Consider the following 14,931-nt stretch of genomic DNA (forward strand, 5'->3'; position numbering starts at 1 on the left):
GTTTAAAAGGCTAAAAATAAAGAATTATTCAAATATTAAGGTAAGAAATGCTAAAAGCAACCCCGCTGCTATGGCAACTACTTTACGATAGCTCAATTCATGGTGTTTGGTACCGCTTTCGTAGAAAATAGTGGTAGAAATGTGCAGAAATGCTCCTATCACCAATGCCACGATGTAAGCGGTAATATTGGATATATACGTAGACTGCTGGCCCAGCACAGATGCCAGTAGCGCTGCAACAGGCGTAACCAGTGAAAAAATGACCAGGATACGCCACAGTTTTCCTCCCCGTTGGTGGGCGTGCATCATTACCGTGATCAGGGTAAACGCCTCCGGCAGCTTATGGGCAGCTACCCCTATAACCAGGGAAGCCAGGGCCGCCCGGTCCACAAACTGAAAACCCAGCGGAATGCCTTCCATAAAGGCATGGATGGACAATCCCAGCAGCAGGGGAAAGACCTGTACGTGGTGGTGCCCATCTTTCGGAACATGGGTGTGTCCGTGTTCCGTTCCGTGCGACAATGCCTGCAGTGCTACCTGCAGGAAAAAACCCAATACGATATAGATACCAGCCTTATGACCCAGTTCATGATATACTTCAGGCAACAGGTGCATGATAGTGATTCCAAACAGGCAGGCGCCGGTAAATGCCAGCATATAGATCGGAAAGTTGGGGGTCACCCTTCTTACCATCATGGGAATTAAACCGCCGCCTAACGTGGCCAGTAAAATAACTAAAAGAAAGATCCAGTTCATGTTGTTAATTCAGGTTCCAGTCTGATACGCCGCTGAAAGAATCCGGCACTCAGGGTACCTATCATAATACCCAGTATACCGCCTCCAATCACATCCAGCGGGTAATGGACGCCTACATACACCTGTGCATAACAGATCAGCGACGCCCAGACAAAAAACAGAGAGGCATACAATTTTGAAATATGCCTGAAAGTGAGGAAACAAAAAGTGCTCAGTGCAAAATGATTGGCTGCATGGGAAGAGGTAAAACTACCACTACCGGGGCAATACACTACCAGTACCCTCACAAAATGCTGCATCAGCGGATCCCGGCATGGCCTTAACCGCCCTACAGCCTCTTTGATATGTAAACTGGCCTGATCAGCCAGGCCAAAAGTAACCAGAAAAAAGACTATCCACCAGAAACCTTTCCAACCGTAATTGATCGTCACAAATAATAGCAGGAAAAGGTACAGCGGCGCCCATACATATGGTTCCCTTAACCAGGGCACGATAGCATCCAGTACGGAATTCCGCCACACATTATTGATATAGAAAAAGAGTTTGTAGTCCAGTCTAAGCAGTCTTTCCAGCATGGCTAGTGTTTTGTAGCAATAATGATCAGTCTTGGCGAATGCTGTTCATCGTAACTATTGAAATGATAGTCTCCAAAGATATCTGTTATTTGTAAACCCTGGTGGGCGAACATTTCCTCAAAATCGTGGAGGGTAAAGGCGCTTACATTCTCGGTAAATGTCGTCCGGTATAAGCGGGAACGATCCAGGATATTGATCTGCTTCTGGAATTTCCCATCATTCATCTCCCGGGCAATATCGAACACCACCTCCCCTTTCTCTTTCACCTCAAAAGGCACCAGGTTGGCCTTCACATATGGACTGTTCAGATAGTCCAGCACCAGACATCCTCCCGGTTTCAGGGCATTCCGCATGGTGCGCAATGCATTCTCGTTCTCCCTTTCTGTATCAAAATAACCAAAGCTGGTAAAAAAGTTAAATACAAGATCAAAATAGTTCACTCTAAAGGGCAGGCGCATATCATGCTGGTAAAAGCTGAGATGGTCATTTTCCTGTTTTTGGGCAATGTTAATGCTGCGGATGGAAAGATCTATACCTGTGACCGTATAACCCTTTGACGCCAGGTAACTGGAATGGCGGCCGGTACCACAGGCTACATCCAGCATGGTAGCATTAGCAGGCGGACGCAGATAGTTCAACAGCTTGTCTATAAAAGTTGCTGCTTCTGCATTATCCCTGTTGTTGTACAACAGGTGATAGTAAGGAGAATTGAACCAATCTTTAAACCATTGTTTTTGTATTTCCACTGCTAATTCATTAAAAACTTCCATGATCAGATGAACGCCCCAAAGCTCTATTTTTTATTATTAAACATCAAATATCGGGTGCTTTCGTAAAATGCACGCGTTAAATTATCGAGCGCTTTTGCCGTATCCGGATATTGCGCGCTTACATTTTTCAACGGATCTCCCAGCATGTCGTACAGATAGGCATCCTGGGTCTTTGTATTGATCTCATACATATAGCGTTCCCCGATCATAGATATGTATCCCTGGAGGTTCTTGGCGTAGGAAGCAAAAGCATACCTGTTTGTCTGCGCAGCATCCAGCATATCCCGTCCCAGTGTATAATTCTTTACCGGCATGCCCACCAGTTTCGCCATTGTCGGGTAAATATCTACCAGGCTGACCGCATAGTTGATCACTTCGGGCTTTATTAAAGCCGGGGCATAAATAAAACAGGTGGAATGGACTGACCCGCTAACCAGTTCATACTCGGGAGTAGGCATAAAATGATAAGGATTCAGGGTGCAATTATGATCTCCAAACATGATGAAGATGGTATTATCCAGGTATCCTCCCTTTTTCGCCAGGTCAATCAGATGCCCTACGTTATAATCCTCATAACGAATAGCGTTGAGCTGCTCTATAGAAACAAATCCTGACTTTTTAAACTGCTCTTTATCAATATCCTTGCTGGTTACTTTCTTAAAATCGCCGCCCCCGTTTGTGATGGTATAGGGAGGATGATTGTCTGCCAGCTGCAGGAAAGCCACAAAAGGCTGTTGCCTTTTGCCCGCGTCCCTGAATATTTCGTCAGCTTCTGTGATCAGGTCGAAGTCAGATACGCCCCATACGTCCGCTTTAGGCGCCTTATAATAGCCTTCTTCATAGATCTTCACGCCATCCACATTATTCGTAAATACCGCCCTGATATTGGCCCAGTTGGTATTTCCTCCCAGCAGATAATATTTCTCATATCCTTTGAACTGGTCCAGTACTACCCGCTGGTCAATCATCTTCGGATGACGGGAAGCTGTTTTGGTCATACTGACATCGGGCAGCCCAGTGGTTACACCGTACACCGTTCTTGCGGTACTGACAGCAGGTACGTAGAAGTTACGGAAAAGGATCCCGCTGTCTGCCAGCCTTTTCATATTGGGCGTGGGTTGCATCGGGTTATTGTACATGCTGGTAATGGCCGCTCCGGTCGATTCCAGCATGACCAGTATCACGTTCATTTTCTTCCTGTCTGCACCGGGAATATCACGCATGAAGTTCAGTTTCTCCGCATCGGGCTGTTGCACTCCCAGATACCGCGCCATTACGGGATACAGCTCTCTTGTCTTTTTTATATCGTAGGTATCCGTTTTGCCGGACATATTGGAAACATAGTACAAAACAGGATTCAGCGCCAGGCTGGTCACTCCGTTATCCCTTGTGAACATTGCCTGGCTCCAGCGCAGAGGAAAATAGGCTATACTGGCATAAATACCGGCAGCGAAGAGGACTACCACTGAGAACAGCCAACCGCTGTATTTCCAATTGCTCAGTTTCACAACTGGTTCCTTTGCCAGCTGGTAATAGGAACGAATGAACTGGTAAGAGATCAGGAACAGGAACAGGCCGATTCCCACCATCGTACGTACCACCGGATAGCTCTGCCATAACATCCTGGCATTGTCAGCCCGCTCTCCATAGGCCAGGAAACGGGTAATGGTAGGATCCATGCGCAGGCCCAGGTAAGCGTAATGGCCCAGGTCGAACACATATGCAAATGTCAGCACCAGGTACACCAGGAAGAGATAGACAAAAACCGGCTTTCTGATGGCCGGTTTTGTAAAAAAGTTATTTCTGAAAATGAAAGTAAGCAGCAATAAAGGAACGGTCAGGATGAGGGCAAGACGCATATCGAATCTCAGCCCCAGCGTCCATGCCTTCAGGATGGCCCCACTGTCTGTAACGGTGGTTTTGAAGAAAAACAAAAAGAAAACCAGACGAAAAACGACCATGAAGAGATATAGGAATAAGGCCTGGATAATCACGTATCGAATATACCGGGGTATACTCTTCCATAAATATTTCATGTAAACGCAGCTGTTGATTAATTTGACATGCAAAAGTATGCTAAACTGTGGCATAAATGAAAAACGGGGCAAAGTTTCCTAACCCCTATATAAATGGCTCACATTAAAACTATAACACATCTATTTAAATTGATATTTAAATAGAAAGGAGTGCTATATATTTAATTCATTTGTCTATTGCTGATTGTAATTTTATATTTGCCCTTCCTTTAAAAATTGAAATTCGTGGCACTGATCAAATCGATTTCTGGCATTCGCGGAACTATCGGGGGCAAACCAGGAGAGGGACTCTCTCCTCTCGATGTTGTAAAGTTCACAGCTGCATTCGGCACATGGCTCACCAAACAATCCGACAATAAAAAAGTAGTAATAGGGCGGGACGGACGCATTTCAGGCGAAATGGTAAAACAACTCGTAGTTGCTACCCTCAACGGATTGGGCCTGGATGTTGTGGATCTGGACCTTTCTACCACCCCTACAGTTGAAGTGGCTGTAAAGGCAGAGCAGGCTGCAGGTGGTATCATTCTCACGGCCAGCCACAATCCCAGGGAATGGAACGCCCTGAAACTGCTGAACAGTGAAGGTGAATTCATATCCGGCGATGACGGAGCTATAGTACTCGATCTTGCAGCACGCGAAGACTTCTCTTTTGCAGATGTCAACAAACTTGGCACCTATCAGAAAGATGACAGCTACCTGCAGAAGCACATTGACATGGTAGTGAACTATCCGCTGGTAGATGTTCCGGCTATCAAGGCCCGTAACTTTAAAGTAGTGGTAGATGCTGTCAACTCTACGGGTGCTATCTTCATTCCCGCCCTGCTGAAAGCATTGGGAGTGGAAGAAGTGACCGTACTGTTCGATGAAGTAAATGGACGTTTTAGCCATAATCCGGAGCCACTGCCTGAAAACCTTACTGCATTAAGTAATGAAGTGAATAAGTCCAGCGCCGACCTGGGTATTGCTGTAGATCCCGACGTGGACCGCCTCTGCTTCGTATGTGAAGACGGTAGCATGTTTGGTGAAGAATACACCCTGGTGGCAGTAGCTGATTATATATTGAAAAGCCGCAAAGGAAACACTGTTTCCAACCTTTCTTCCACACAGGCACTGAAAGATGTGACCCTGAAGAACGGAGGAGAATACCATCCTTCCGCAGTAGGAGAAGTAAATGTGGTGCGCAAAATGAAAGAAGTAAACGCGGTGATCGGCGGTGAGGGTAATGGCGGTATTATAGTACCAGACCTGCACTACGGCCGTGATGCGCTGATCGGTATAGGCCTCTTCCTCAGCCATGTGGCACAGAGCAAAAAGAACCTGAAAGCCCTGCGCAACAGTTATCCAGACTACTTTATTTCCAAAAACAAAATAGAGCTTGACAAAGGCGTTGATGTAGTTACAATTTTTGACAAGATCAAGGGTAAATACAGGAATCAGCCTATTAACATCGAAGACGGCCTGAAAATAGAGTTTGACAGGGACTGGGTACACTTACGTACCTCCAATACGGAACCTATTATCCGTATTTACGCGGAAAGCCAGAATGAGACCACGGCAGATAATATTGCCAAACGTATCATGCAGGACATCCGTGAGTTTATGCACTAATTTTCAATTACTTAGAATATATTAAACCGGCGGATGCATGTATTTGTGTCCGCCGGTTGTTTTTTTGAGATTGCGCTGTATTTTCTAAAAAAATCAGACATTTGTGTCCGCCAACGGCATTTTTTTATCAAAAACCACCACCACCTTGAAAAGAATTTATTTTGATAATGCAGCCACCACGGCGCTGGATAAAGACGTGCTGGATGTGATGCTGCCTTACCTGACAGAAAAGTTTGGAAATCCTTCTTCCATCTATTCGTATGGCCGCGAAACAAGACTGGCCATCGAAAACGCACGTAAATCCGTAGCAAAGATCCTGAACGCACATCCGGGAGAGATCTTTTTTACCTCAGGTGGTACTGAAAGCACCAATACTGCGGTGACTGCGGCTATCCACAACCTGGGTTGCAGGCATATCATTTCTTCTGAAATTGAGCACCATGCCACTCTCCATTCCGTGGAGCATGCCCATTCAAAAGACAAGATCAGGCTAAGTAATGTAAGGTTGCTGCCCGACGGTCATGTGGATATGGCACACCTGCGCGAACTGCTGGCCAATTCTTCTGAACGTTGCCTGGTAAGCCTGATGCATGCCAACAATGAAATCGGTAATCTGCTGGATATTCATGCTGTAGGTAACCTCTGCAAGGAATTTGACGCCATCTTCCATTCGGATACCGTACAGACGGTAGGACACTATGCTTTTGACCTGCGTCATACACCTGTGCATTTCATCAATGGTTCCGGTCACAAATTCCATGGTCCTAAAGGTGTAGGTATTCTTTATATTAATGAAAATGTGAAGATCACACCGTTCATTCATGGTGGCGCCCAGGAACGTAACATGCGCGCCGGCACTGAGAATGTATATGGTATTGTTGGTTTTGCCAAAGCGCTGGAACTGGCTACCGAACATATGGAAGAGCATAGTAAGTACATTAATGACCTGCGTATGTATATGATGGATCAGTTAAAACAACATATACCTGGAGTGAGTCACAACGGCGACCTCTATGGTCGCAGCCTGTACACTGTACTGAACGTGTCCTTCCCTAAAACAGAGAAGAGTGAAATGTTGCTCTTCAACCTGGACATCAATGGCATCTGTGCATCCGGCGGCAGTGCCTGTACTTCCGGCGCTGATGCAGGTTCTCACGTTATCCGCGCCATCAACAGTGATCCCAACAGAATTGCTGTACGTTTCTCTTTCGCTAAAGACAATACGAAAGAAGAAATAGATGAAGTGATCACAAGGTTGAAAGAAATTGTCTAAACGATAATAGTCTATAGTTAATAAAAAGAAAACGGTAAATAGCAGATCGCTCTTTACCGTTTCTTTTTTATGTTATTAATATTGCAGACTGATTAACTGTTCCGGTTGATCACGTCATAGAATTTCTCCCTATAGCCATCACTGATAGGGATAGACTGGTTGGCGATCATCACGGTATTTTTCTCTACAGAATTGATCTTATTCAGCGACACTACATAAGAGCGGTGCACCCTGATGAATTTATCTGCAGGCAAACGTGTTTCAAATGATTTGAGGCTGCGCAGTGTAAGTACTGGCTGAAATGGTGTATAAATTTTCGTATAATCTTTCAGTGCTTCGATGAATAAAATATCTTCCAGGTTGATCTTAATGATCTTGTATTCTGTCTTGATAAAGATGTAGTCATTGACATGCCCGTTGTTGCTGTCCCCGTTCTTCTGCTGGGACATACTTCTCAGTTCCAGGGCCTTGGTGGCGGATCTGAGAAAACGTTCAAAAGGCACTGGCTTTAGCAGATAATCCACCACCTCAAGATCGAATCCTTCAAGTGCATACTCTCCATATGCAGTGGTAAAGATCACCATGGGGGGATACTTCAGGGATTTCATCAATTGAATACCTGTGATATCCGGCATTTTAATATCGAGGAATAGCAGGTCTACCCGCTCCTCCTGTAGAAAACGTAAAGCCTCCGTCGCATTTTCAAATGTACCCACCAGCTGCAGGAAAGGAACCTTCCTGGCGAAGTCTGTAATTATTTCCAATGCCAGTGGTTCGTCATCCACCGCTATGCACCTGATCATTTTTCAACACGATTTTTAAATCAACAATAAATTGGTTTTCAGATTCTGTGATTTCCAGATCGTGGTCACCGGTGTACAATAATTCCAACCGTTTACGCACATTCTGTAGGCCTATTCCCCCTTTTTCGGCCACGCGCTTTCTAAAGCGGCTGTTTTCCACCACCAGCCTCACCTGGTTCCTTTCTATAGCCAGTGCAATGGCAATGAAAGACGGTTCGGCATAACTGATCCCATGTTTAAAGGCATTCTCGACAAACGGCACCAGCAACATGGGCTCTATTTTCAATCCCACCGGATTTCCCTGCACAGCATAATCCACCACTATATCGTCCGGCATTCTCAAACGTTGAATATCAATATAATCCTCCAGGTATTGCAGCTCCTGTTGCAACTGCACCTTATCCTCGTTGGAGTCATAGATCATGTACCGCATGATAGTAGACAGTTTGACAATAGCGTGTTCTGTCTGTGCGGAATGTTTATGCGCCAGGGAGTAGATAGTGTTTAGACAGTTGAAAAGGAAGTGAGGATTAATCTGAGACTTTAAAAATTTTAATTCTGCGTTCAGATTCTCCACTTTCAGGGCTTCCCTTTGCTGCTCACTCTTAAACCATTCCTGCGCGATCTTGATAAAACCGCTCATAAAAAGCATGAGCAATGCTGCAAAAACCGACTTCCGCAATATTTCCGGGAAAAGGATATAGTCGAGGAAAGATAGTTCCCGCCGGGCGTTAATAAATTCCATTTTCCTGAACCCCATCGAGTCATTCAGCGTAGCCCCGGCATAAGGCGGGGCGTTCCGTTCCCGGTATACCTCCTTTGACTGCAAACGGCCCTCCAGCAAATGGTATCGCATAAACGCAGGAGGTGGCGGAGCAAATCCCGCTTCCCTGTCCCTGTTTGGCGTCATGACCGTTTCCTGGGAAGCGAACGTTTTCCAAAAAACATACTCCGTAACTGCCTGTTGCACAATGATGAATACCAACATTAATACAACAAAAGACAAATAGTAGACTATTTTCTTTAATGTGAAAAAACGGGGGATCAGTACATAAAAATTGAGATAAAACAATCCTATGAGGAAGAGGTTATCAACTATTTCCCGAGCGAAGAACCAGGGGTGCTGGATCTTGATCCGGTAGATAAAAAAAGGAAAGAACAGGAAACAGGTCCAAACTACAATATGCAGTCCTATGTTGAATAGCCGGTTCTTATAGAGTTGTTTTAAATTTATCATGTAGCCCAAAAGCGCGATAAACTTACACTCAATTCCCGTAAAGAGGCTGTTAAAATTTGTTAAGTGTAGTAAAAGGAATGTTAAAATTTCTGGGGAATAAAAGACCTATATGGCCAAATACAGTACTGTGGCCAATATTAATATAAGTTAACATGTATCTACCGGGAGCTTTTAGTGCTACTCTACTCCGGCTATTTTCATATCAAGCAACTCTTGCCTGGTTAAGTCCGGTAATCCACCGGGATTTTTCCTAAGCTTGGCGGCAAGGAGTTCACCCACCTTCAGTGCATCGGCCTCTGTTTTGAAAGGCGTTCTGCCCATTATTACGGGGATGAAAGGTTGTTCAATGTAAGTATGGGTGCCTTTATTGATTTTGAAGCCCCATCCTCCCCCTTCGGGTTGAAACGTAACTACCGCAATGCTGTCATGCATTGCGGTAGCTGGCGCTTCTTCAGTATGCTCAGTTCTTTCAGTTTGTTTGGACGGCTGCTGGCAGGCTGCGAAGAACAGCGTTGCTGCCAGTACCGGCATACATACTACAGGAATAGACTTATAATTAGTCATTAGTATCGTTTTCCTGATCCGGGAAGAATTCAAACAGATCATCCAGGTAAGTAGCGGAGGAATAACCAGTGCTAATAAAACCTCTGCCTTTTACGGTAAAGCCTACTGCTGAAGTACGGCTTGCACCATCGAAAGCGGTCTTTTCTGACCAGCGGTCGTTGATTGGATCATATTCCCAGGTAGTAGCACTTGATCCGGTAGTAACATAACCTTTGTTCTTGATCACAAATGCCACACCACCATAACGGGCGATAGAGGAATAGTCATCATCGAAAGATTCGTCTGTCGCATTTTCGATCTTTGCTTTTTCGTTCCACTGGTCATGGCCGGCATCGTATACATACATACGGGTAGGGCTTGTACCTGCTCCGGCACCTGTTACAACGTATGCGCTATCGCCGATCACGAAAGCAACTGACTGCCTTCTCTTGTCTTTCAGAGAATTGGCTGTTGACCAGGAGTTGGAACCCGGATTATATTTATAGAAATCGCTCATGTTGTTACCGCCATCATAGCCGGTACCTACATAACCCATATCCTTTAAACCGAAACCTACCGCGTAATAACGGCCAGCGCCCGGGAATTCAGCTCTGCTCTCCCAGCTGTTGGTAGCAGGATCGTATGCCCAGGTATCTTTCAGTGTTTTCAGATCAGAATTGCTGCCGGTTGTTACATATCCTTTACCAGCGGCTGTGAAAGCTGCTGCGCCGGTACGGGAAAGATCCTTTGTAGGATCATTCTTATCCGCCATAGACGCTATAATGGTCCAGTTATCTTTTACCGGATCATATTTATAAAAAGAACTTAACCAGGTACCACCATCAACACCGCTGGTACCAGTTCCTACATACGCTGTATCTCCGATCACAAAACTCACTGCTTCCCTTCTGGCGTCTCCCTGGTAATCTGCCCTTCTTACCCAGTTACCCAGCTTGGTCGTATCTTCGCTTGATGAACAGGAGGCCAATGTAAGTACTGCCAATCCCAGAAAACATACTTTTAAATAGCGCATAAGTTATTTTTACTTTTTTAATAGCTGCCAAAATTATCCGCACTTATTTAAGCTCAATCACGAAATAGATAATTGGGTACTTTTGACAGACAAAACAGGACATTTTATCTGCCAACTGGATTTTTGCCATATATGGCGCCTTGCTACCCCAACAGTAGCACAAAGAGTGGCGAAGGGTATTCGTCGATAAAAAGGGCCTGTTCGCATATTAAATCAGCGTGAAGTTGGGTTCCTGTCTAAAATTGCGCTCCATGAATAAAAGTATCCGCGCCAAAGTGGCCTGTAAATACCTGGTTTGTGCATTATTGATCACTGGCGCCGCCGCTTGTGATAAGGAGGGTTTTAAATATGATAATATCACAGATGAGAGTGGTACGGAATTTCTGGTAACAGATACCGTTACCATGAACATGAGCACGGCGTACCTGGATTCTATTCCTACTTCAAACCTCGGCGTAGCCCTCTGTGGTAACGCCGATGATCCTTTCTTCGGAAAAATTTCAGCTACTTCATACTGGCAGATTAAAGCATTCAGCGGTACTGCTATTCCGGACAGGGCAATCTATGACTCTCTTATATTAGTGGTACATCCCAAAACCCAATACTATGGTGATACTACCCTGACCCAGCACCTGGAAGTATACCGCGTGCAGGAAGAGATCAAAAGACTCGGAAACAGCGCTTTCATGTATAGCCGTAGTTCATTCGCCACAGATCCTACCCCGCTTGGTAGCAGGCAAATGAAGATACGCCCCCACCGCGATTCCATATTTAAAATAAGACTGGATGACGTGCTGGGAAAAGAGTTCTTTACGCTCTGCGACAAAAACTCACTGACCATTACCAATCAGCTCAATTTCTCAAGATACTTTAAAGGCCTTGCACTGAAACCAGGCGCCAACAGCCAGGTGATCACCCCTTTCAGGGCAGACGATTCCCTGAACCTGCGCCTTTTCTATCATACTACTCCGGGTGAGATCGTACAGGCGTACATTGACTTCCCTGTTTATAATTCAGCGGTACAGTTCAATCATGTTGATGTCCAGCGCCCTGCAGGGTCTCCACTGGCAACATTGAGCCCGACCAATAAATTACTGCCTTCTTCCGCTGCAGACAACCGGTTGTTTGTACAACCGCTGACGAACATCGTCGGCCGTATCGACTTCCCTTATCTGCACACTTTCAATCAGCTGAGTAAGTTTTCAAAGATCATGCGGGCCACGCTGACCGTAAGACCGGAAAAAGCCACGTACAAATATCCATACAATCTTCCTAAGAATCTGGTACTCGGCGTTATCAAAGACGGCAATGTGATAGAGGATACGCTCGTCTCCCCCAGCACCGGTGGCGTACAATATGGTAACCTGGTACTCGATCCTATTTATAATCAGACAACCGCCTATACTTACGATATTACCAATTATTGCATTGCACAATTAAACAGTACTGATAATTCACGAAGAGGGCTGGCGTTGCTGCCTCCAAGATCAACCGGTCTCAGTGATTTTGACCGTGCTATCCTGGGCGACAACAGGAATACGAAAAACAGGATTACAGTTCAGATTTATTACCTGCGGTATAAATAATGCAATCAAGAATTGACTACATGAAGCGATTACAATATACGACCGGCTTATGCGGCCTGATGCTTTTACTGGGCGCAAAGGCTATGGCACAACACGGTATCAATTCACTCTATTCTGCCTACGCCATTGGCGACCAGGAGGAGCATGATTACACCCGCAACTTTGGTCTCGGCAGTACCGGTATTGGCCGCCGTTCAGATTTCTATCTCAATGAACTGAACCCGGCTTCCTATTCGGCAATACCACGTCAGAATTTTATGTTTGACGTATCACTGCGCGCGCAATCCATTAATTACAAAGATGCTGGTACCCTGAACAGACAGGCGGGCGATGTAAACATCAAACGACTGGCAATGGGGTTCAAAGTAAACAACAGATGGGGTATGAGCGCCGGCTTCGGACAGTTCAGCAACGTCGACTATAAACTGATATCTACCACATTTATAGATACATCTCCCCAAACCACCACTACCGAAGGTACCGGCGGCGTTTATAAGGCGTATATCTCCAATGGGGTACGATTGACGAAAAACTTCTCTATCGGTGTATCCACCAACTTTCTGTTCGGCCCCAACAACGTAACAGAGAACATCGGCGGAGATACTGTATCTACTAAGATCCAGCGTTACGCATTTAATACCAACTTCAATACCGGTATACTGTATTCCGGTATGCTGGGGAAGAACTGGATGCTGGGCCTCGGTGCTACTTACCGTTTCAAAACAAAATTAAGCTACGAGAAAAAGCTGATCGTACAGAACTCAAACGAAACCACGCTCTTCCAGGACGATCTGGCAAAGGAAAAATATACATTGCCTGAACAGTTTGGTGGCGGTATTTCACTCACCAACGGTAGCCTGACCTGGGTAGCTGACATGCGTAAACAGATGTGGAGCGACAGCCGTATCGTAAGCGCCAAATACAGACTTACCAATTCCGAACGCTACTCTACCGGTCTCGAATATTCTTTCAAACGTAAATACGGTAATCAACAGGCGGAAGGTATCATAGTACAGGCAGGTTTCTCTTACTACAAATCATACCTGATTGTCAATGATAACCAGATCAAGGATGTTGCAGGTACCGCAGGTATCTCCATCCCGGCTAAATCCAATATGCTCCGCTATTATATAGGGATTGAAGTAGGTCAACGCGGTACTACCAGCGGCGGACTTATCAAAGAGACTTATGTGAACGGCGTGTTCCACTTCTCACTGAGGGATATCTGGTTCCTGCGCAGAACATACGATTGATCTGAGCTGACGGATAGTAAAATAATTAAAGCCCATAGCATATGCTGTGGGCTTTTTTATTACTTCCTTCCGGATACCATTTCCTTATGCAATAACTCCCGGAACCAGTATCCTGATCTTTTTATGGTTCTGCGTTGTGTTTCAAGATCTACATGCACCAAGCCAAAACGGGCCCTGTACCCCTCTGCCCATTCAAAATTATCAGTAAGCGTCCATGCAAAATATCCCTCTACCGGTATCCCCTCCCTCTTTGCCTTCAACACACCAGACAGGTATTCTTCAAAATAGCTGACGCGGTCCCTGTCGTCCACTTTTCCTTCACTCATAATATCAGCAAAGGCAGCCCCGCTTTCCGTTACTATCAGCTTCTTAATGCCTTTGTAGGCTGCATATTGTTTCAGAATGGCATATAACCCCTCTCCGCTGATCTCCCAGCCCAGGGCCGTTGTCGGCACCCGGCGGGCTTTAGGTTTGACCTCTGAAATACCTACCACCGGCATAAAAGCATTTCTGCGTACTACCAATGGAAAATAATTCTGCACACCAATGAAATCAAAATCGAAGGATAACTGATCCCAATCCCGCCAGAGGGCATACCGCCTTTCAATACGGCGCAACAACGGAAAATCATCCACCGGGTAGCCCATCCCCAGCACCGGCTCCAGGAATAGGCGGTTAAACAATGCGTCAGCCTTCTTTGCAGCCTGTATATCGGCCTCCTGCTGTGAATATGGGTAAATATAAGAGCAGGACAACGTCGTCCCTATATTAGCTCCTTTTACCATTTCCCTGATCACCTTTGCCCCGGCAGCCTGTGCCAGCAATACATGATGCACGGCAGGCAGGAAATAGGATACCCCAAATTTCCCCGGTGCATGTACGCCCAGCATATATCCCAGGGAGGTAAAACCAAATGGCTCATTCATCACAACCCAGTTCTTCACTTTATCCCCATATTCCTTCATGCATATACGCACATATTCCTCGAAGGCAAAGATCACCCCACGGTGGCACCAGCCTCCTTTCAATTCCAGCACATGTGGCAGGTCCCAGTGATAAAGTGTGATGTAGGGTGTCAATCCTTCTTCCAGGCAGGCGTCTATTACACGATGATAAAAAGCGATACCCTCAGGATTAACTGCACCCGTACCTTGTGGCAATATACGCGGCCAGGAGATGGAAAAGCGGAATACATCAAATCCGAGTTGTTTTACCAGCCGGATGTCCTCCCGGTAACGGTTATAGAAGTCATTTGCTATCAGTGCATTAGTACCATCCTTGATCTTGCCTTTCCTTGACGTGAACTCATCCCAGATAGACCTGCCCTTACCATCAGCATCACAGGCCCCTTCATTCTGAAAAGCCGAAATAACCACTCCCCATAGGAAGTGCTCTCCAAAATCCTGACGGCTGAAAGGCGCGGTAAATTGTTCCATAGATAAAACAAGGATGCAGTTT

Annotated in this window: 13 protein-coding genes; 4 read left to right on the forward strand and 9 right to left on the reverse strand. The window is 45.6% G+C overall.

Features of this window, described 5'->3' with window-relative positions:
• Positions 1–24: 24 nt before the first annotated feature.
• The 4 genes from F3I09_RS26255 to F3I09_RS26270 are packed head-to-tail and all read right to left on the reverse strand — an operon-like array spanning position 25 to position 4,062.
• Positions 25–756: a ZIP family metal transporter gene (locus F3I09_RS26255; RefSeq protein WP_149698025.1), complete on the reverse strand. Its 732-nt coding sequence runs from the start codon at positions 754–756 to the stop codon at positions 25–27.
• A complete protein-coding gene (locus F3I09_RS26260; protein ID WP_149698026.1) occupies positions 753–1,331 on the reverse strand; it encodes a phosphatase PAP2 family protein in 579 nt (192 codons plus the stop codon). The genes F3I09_RS26255 and F3I09_RS26260 overlap by 4 nt, the downstream gene beginning before the upstream one ends.
• A 2-nt stretch (positions 1,332–1,333) precedes the next feature.
• Positions 1,334–2,077: a class I SAM-dependent methyltransferase gene (locus F3I09_RS26265; RefSeq protein ID WP_223233391.1), complete on the reverse strand. Its 744-nt coding sequence runs from the start codon at positions 2,075–2,077 to the stop codon at positions 1,334–1,336.
• Positions 2,078–2,124: 47 nt separating this feature from the next.
• Positions 2,125–4,062 (reverse strand): LTA synthase family protein, encoded by a 1,938-nt coding sequence (locus tag F3I09_RS26270; protein ID WP_188133965.1) that lies wholly within the window; start codon positions 4,060–4,062, stop codon positions 2,125–2,127.
• A gap of 300 nt (positions 4,063–4,362) precedes the next feature.
• Here F3I09_RS26270 and glmM point away from each other — a divergent pair, with 300 nt between their 5' ends.
• Positions 4,363–5,745, forward strand: coding sequence for a phosphoglucosamine mutase (gene glmM, locus F3I09_RS26275; RefSeq protein ID WP_149698029.1), 1,383 nt, complete (start codon positions 4,363–4,365; stop codon positions 5,743–5,745).
• 145 nt (positions 5,746–5,890) lie between these two features.
• Entirely contained in the window at positions 5,891–7,018 is a 1,128-nt protein-coding gene (locus F3I09_RS26280; protein ID WP_149698030.1) for a cysteine desulfurase family protein, read from the forward strand.
• 92 nt (positions 7,019–7,110) lie between these two features.
• Here the strand turns inward: F3I09_RS26280 and F3I09_RS26285 are convergent, their stop codons facing one another.
• From F3I09_RS26285 to F3I09_RS26300, 4 genes are all read right to left on the reverse strand, one after another.
• Entirely contained in the window at positions 7,111–7,821 is a 711-nt protein-coding gene (locus F3I09_RS26285) for a LytTR family DNA-binding domain-containing protein (RefSeq protein WP_106603033.1), read from the reverse strand.
• Positions 7,796–9,058: a sensor histidine kinase gene (locus F3I09_RS26290; RefSeq protein ID WP_149698031.1), complete on the reverse strand. Its 1,263-nt coding sequence runs from the start codon at positions 9,056–9,058 to the stop codon at positions 7,796–7,798. The genes F3I09_RS26285 and F3I09_RS26290 overlap by 26 nt, the downstream gene beginning before the upstream one ends.
• Before the next feature lie 177 nt (positions 9,059–9,235).
• Positions 9,236–9,622, reverse strand: coding sequence for a DUF4907 domain-containing protein (locus tag F3I09_RS26295; protein ID WP_188133966.1), 387 nt, complete (start codon positions 9,620–9,622; stop codon positions 9,236–9,238).
• Positions 9,615–10,634: a kelch repeat-containing protein gene (locus F3I09_RS26300; protein ID WP_149698033.1), complete on the reverse strand. Its 1,020-nt coding sequence runs from the start codon at positions 10,632–10,634 to the stop codon at positions 9,615–9,617. The genes F3I09_RS26295 and F3I09_RS26300 overlap by 8 nt, the downstream gene beginning before the upstream one ends.
• Before the next feature lie 251 nt (positions 10,635–10,885).
• On the opposite strand from F3I09_RS26300, the gene F3I09_RS26305 reads away from it, so the two are divergent.
• Together F3I09_RS26305 and F3I09_RS26310 are read left to right on the forward strand one after the other, a co-directional pair.
• Positions 10,886–12,220, forward strand: coding sequence for a DUF4270 family protein (locus F3I09_RS26305; protein ID WP_149698034.1), 1,335 nt, complete (start codon positions 10,886–10,888; stop codon positions 12,218–12,220).
• 20 nt (positions 12,221–12,240) lie between these two features.
• Complete coding sequence (locus F3I09_RS26310; protein WP_149698035.1) at positions 12,241–13,473, forward strand: hypothetical protein; 1,233 nt, start codon at positions 12,241–12,243, stop codon at positions 13,471–13,473.
• Positions 13,474–13,532: 59 nt separating this feature from the next.
• Here the strand turns inward: F3I09_RS26310 and F3I09_RS26315 are convergent, their stop codons facing one another.
• Complete coding sequence (locus F3I09_RS26315; protein WP_149698036.1) at positions 13,533–14,909, reverse strand: GH1 family beta-glucosidase; 1,377 nt, start codon at positions 14,907–14,909, stop codon at positions 13,533–13,535.
• Positions 14,910–14,931 lie beyond the last annotated feature (22 nt).

It is taken from the genome of Chitinophaga sp. CF418 (assembly GCF_900142925.1).
In the GTDB taxonomy this organism is placed as follows: Bacteria; Bacteroidota; Bacteroidia; order Chitinophagales; family Chitinophagaceae; genus Chitinophaga.

What these genes read in the sequence shown, in the direction of transcription:
- F3I09_RS26290 (WP_149698031.1), bottom strand. Translation starts at nt 9,058, where the DNA reads ATGATAAATTTAAAACAACTCTATAAGAACCGGCTATTCAACATAGGA.
- F3I09_RS26255 (WP_149698025.1), bottom strand. Translation starts at nt 756, where the DNA reads ATGAACTGGATCTTTCTTTTAGTTATTTTACTGGCCACGTTAGGCGGC.
- F3I09_RS26305 (WP_149698034.1), top strand. Translation starts at nt 10,886, where the DNA reads ATGAATAAAAGTATCCGCGCCAAAGTGGCCTGTAAATACCTGGTTTGT.
- F3I09_RS26285 (WP_106603033.1), bottom strand. Translation starts at nt 7,821, where the DNA reads ATGATCAGGTGCATAGCGGTGGATGACGAACCACTGGCATTGGAAATA.
- F3I09_RS26300 (WP_149698033.1), bottom strand. Translation starts at nt 10,634, where the DNA reads ATGCGCTATTTAAAAGTATGTTTTCTGGGATTGGCAGTACTTACATTG.
- F3I09_RS26315 (WP_149698036.1), bottom strand. Translation starts at nt 14,909, where the DNA reads ATGGAACAATTTACCGCGCCTTTCAGCCGTCAGGATTTTGGAGAGCAC.
- F3I09_RS26260 (WP_149698026.1), bottom strand. Translation starts at nt 1,331, where the DNA reads ATGCTGGAAAGACTGCTTAGACTGGACTACAAACTCTTTTTCTATATC.
- F3I09_RS26295 (WP_188133966.1), bottom strand. Translation starts at nt 9,622, where the DNA reads ATGACTAATTATAAGTCTATTCCTGTAGTATGTATGCCGGTACTGGCA.
- F3I09_RS26310 (WP_149698035.1), top strand. Translation starts at nt 12,241, where the DNA reads ATGAAGCGATTACAATATACGACCGGCTTATGCGGCCTGATGCTTTTA.
- F3I09_RS26270 (WP_188133965.1), bottom strand. Translation starts at nt 4,062, where the DNA reads ATGGTCGTTTTTCGTCTGGTTTTCTTTTTGTTTTTCTTCAAAACCACC.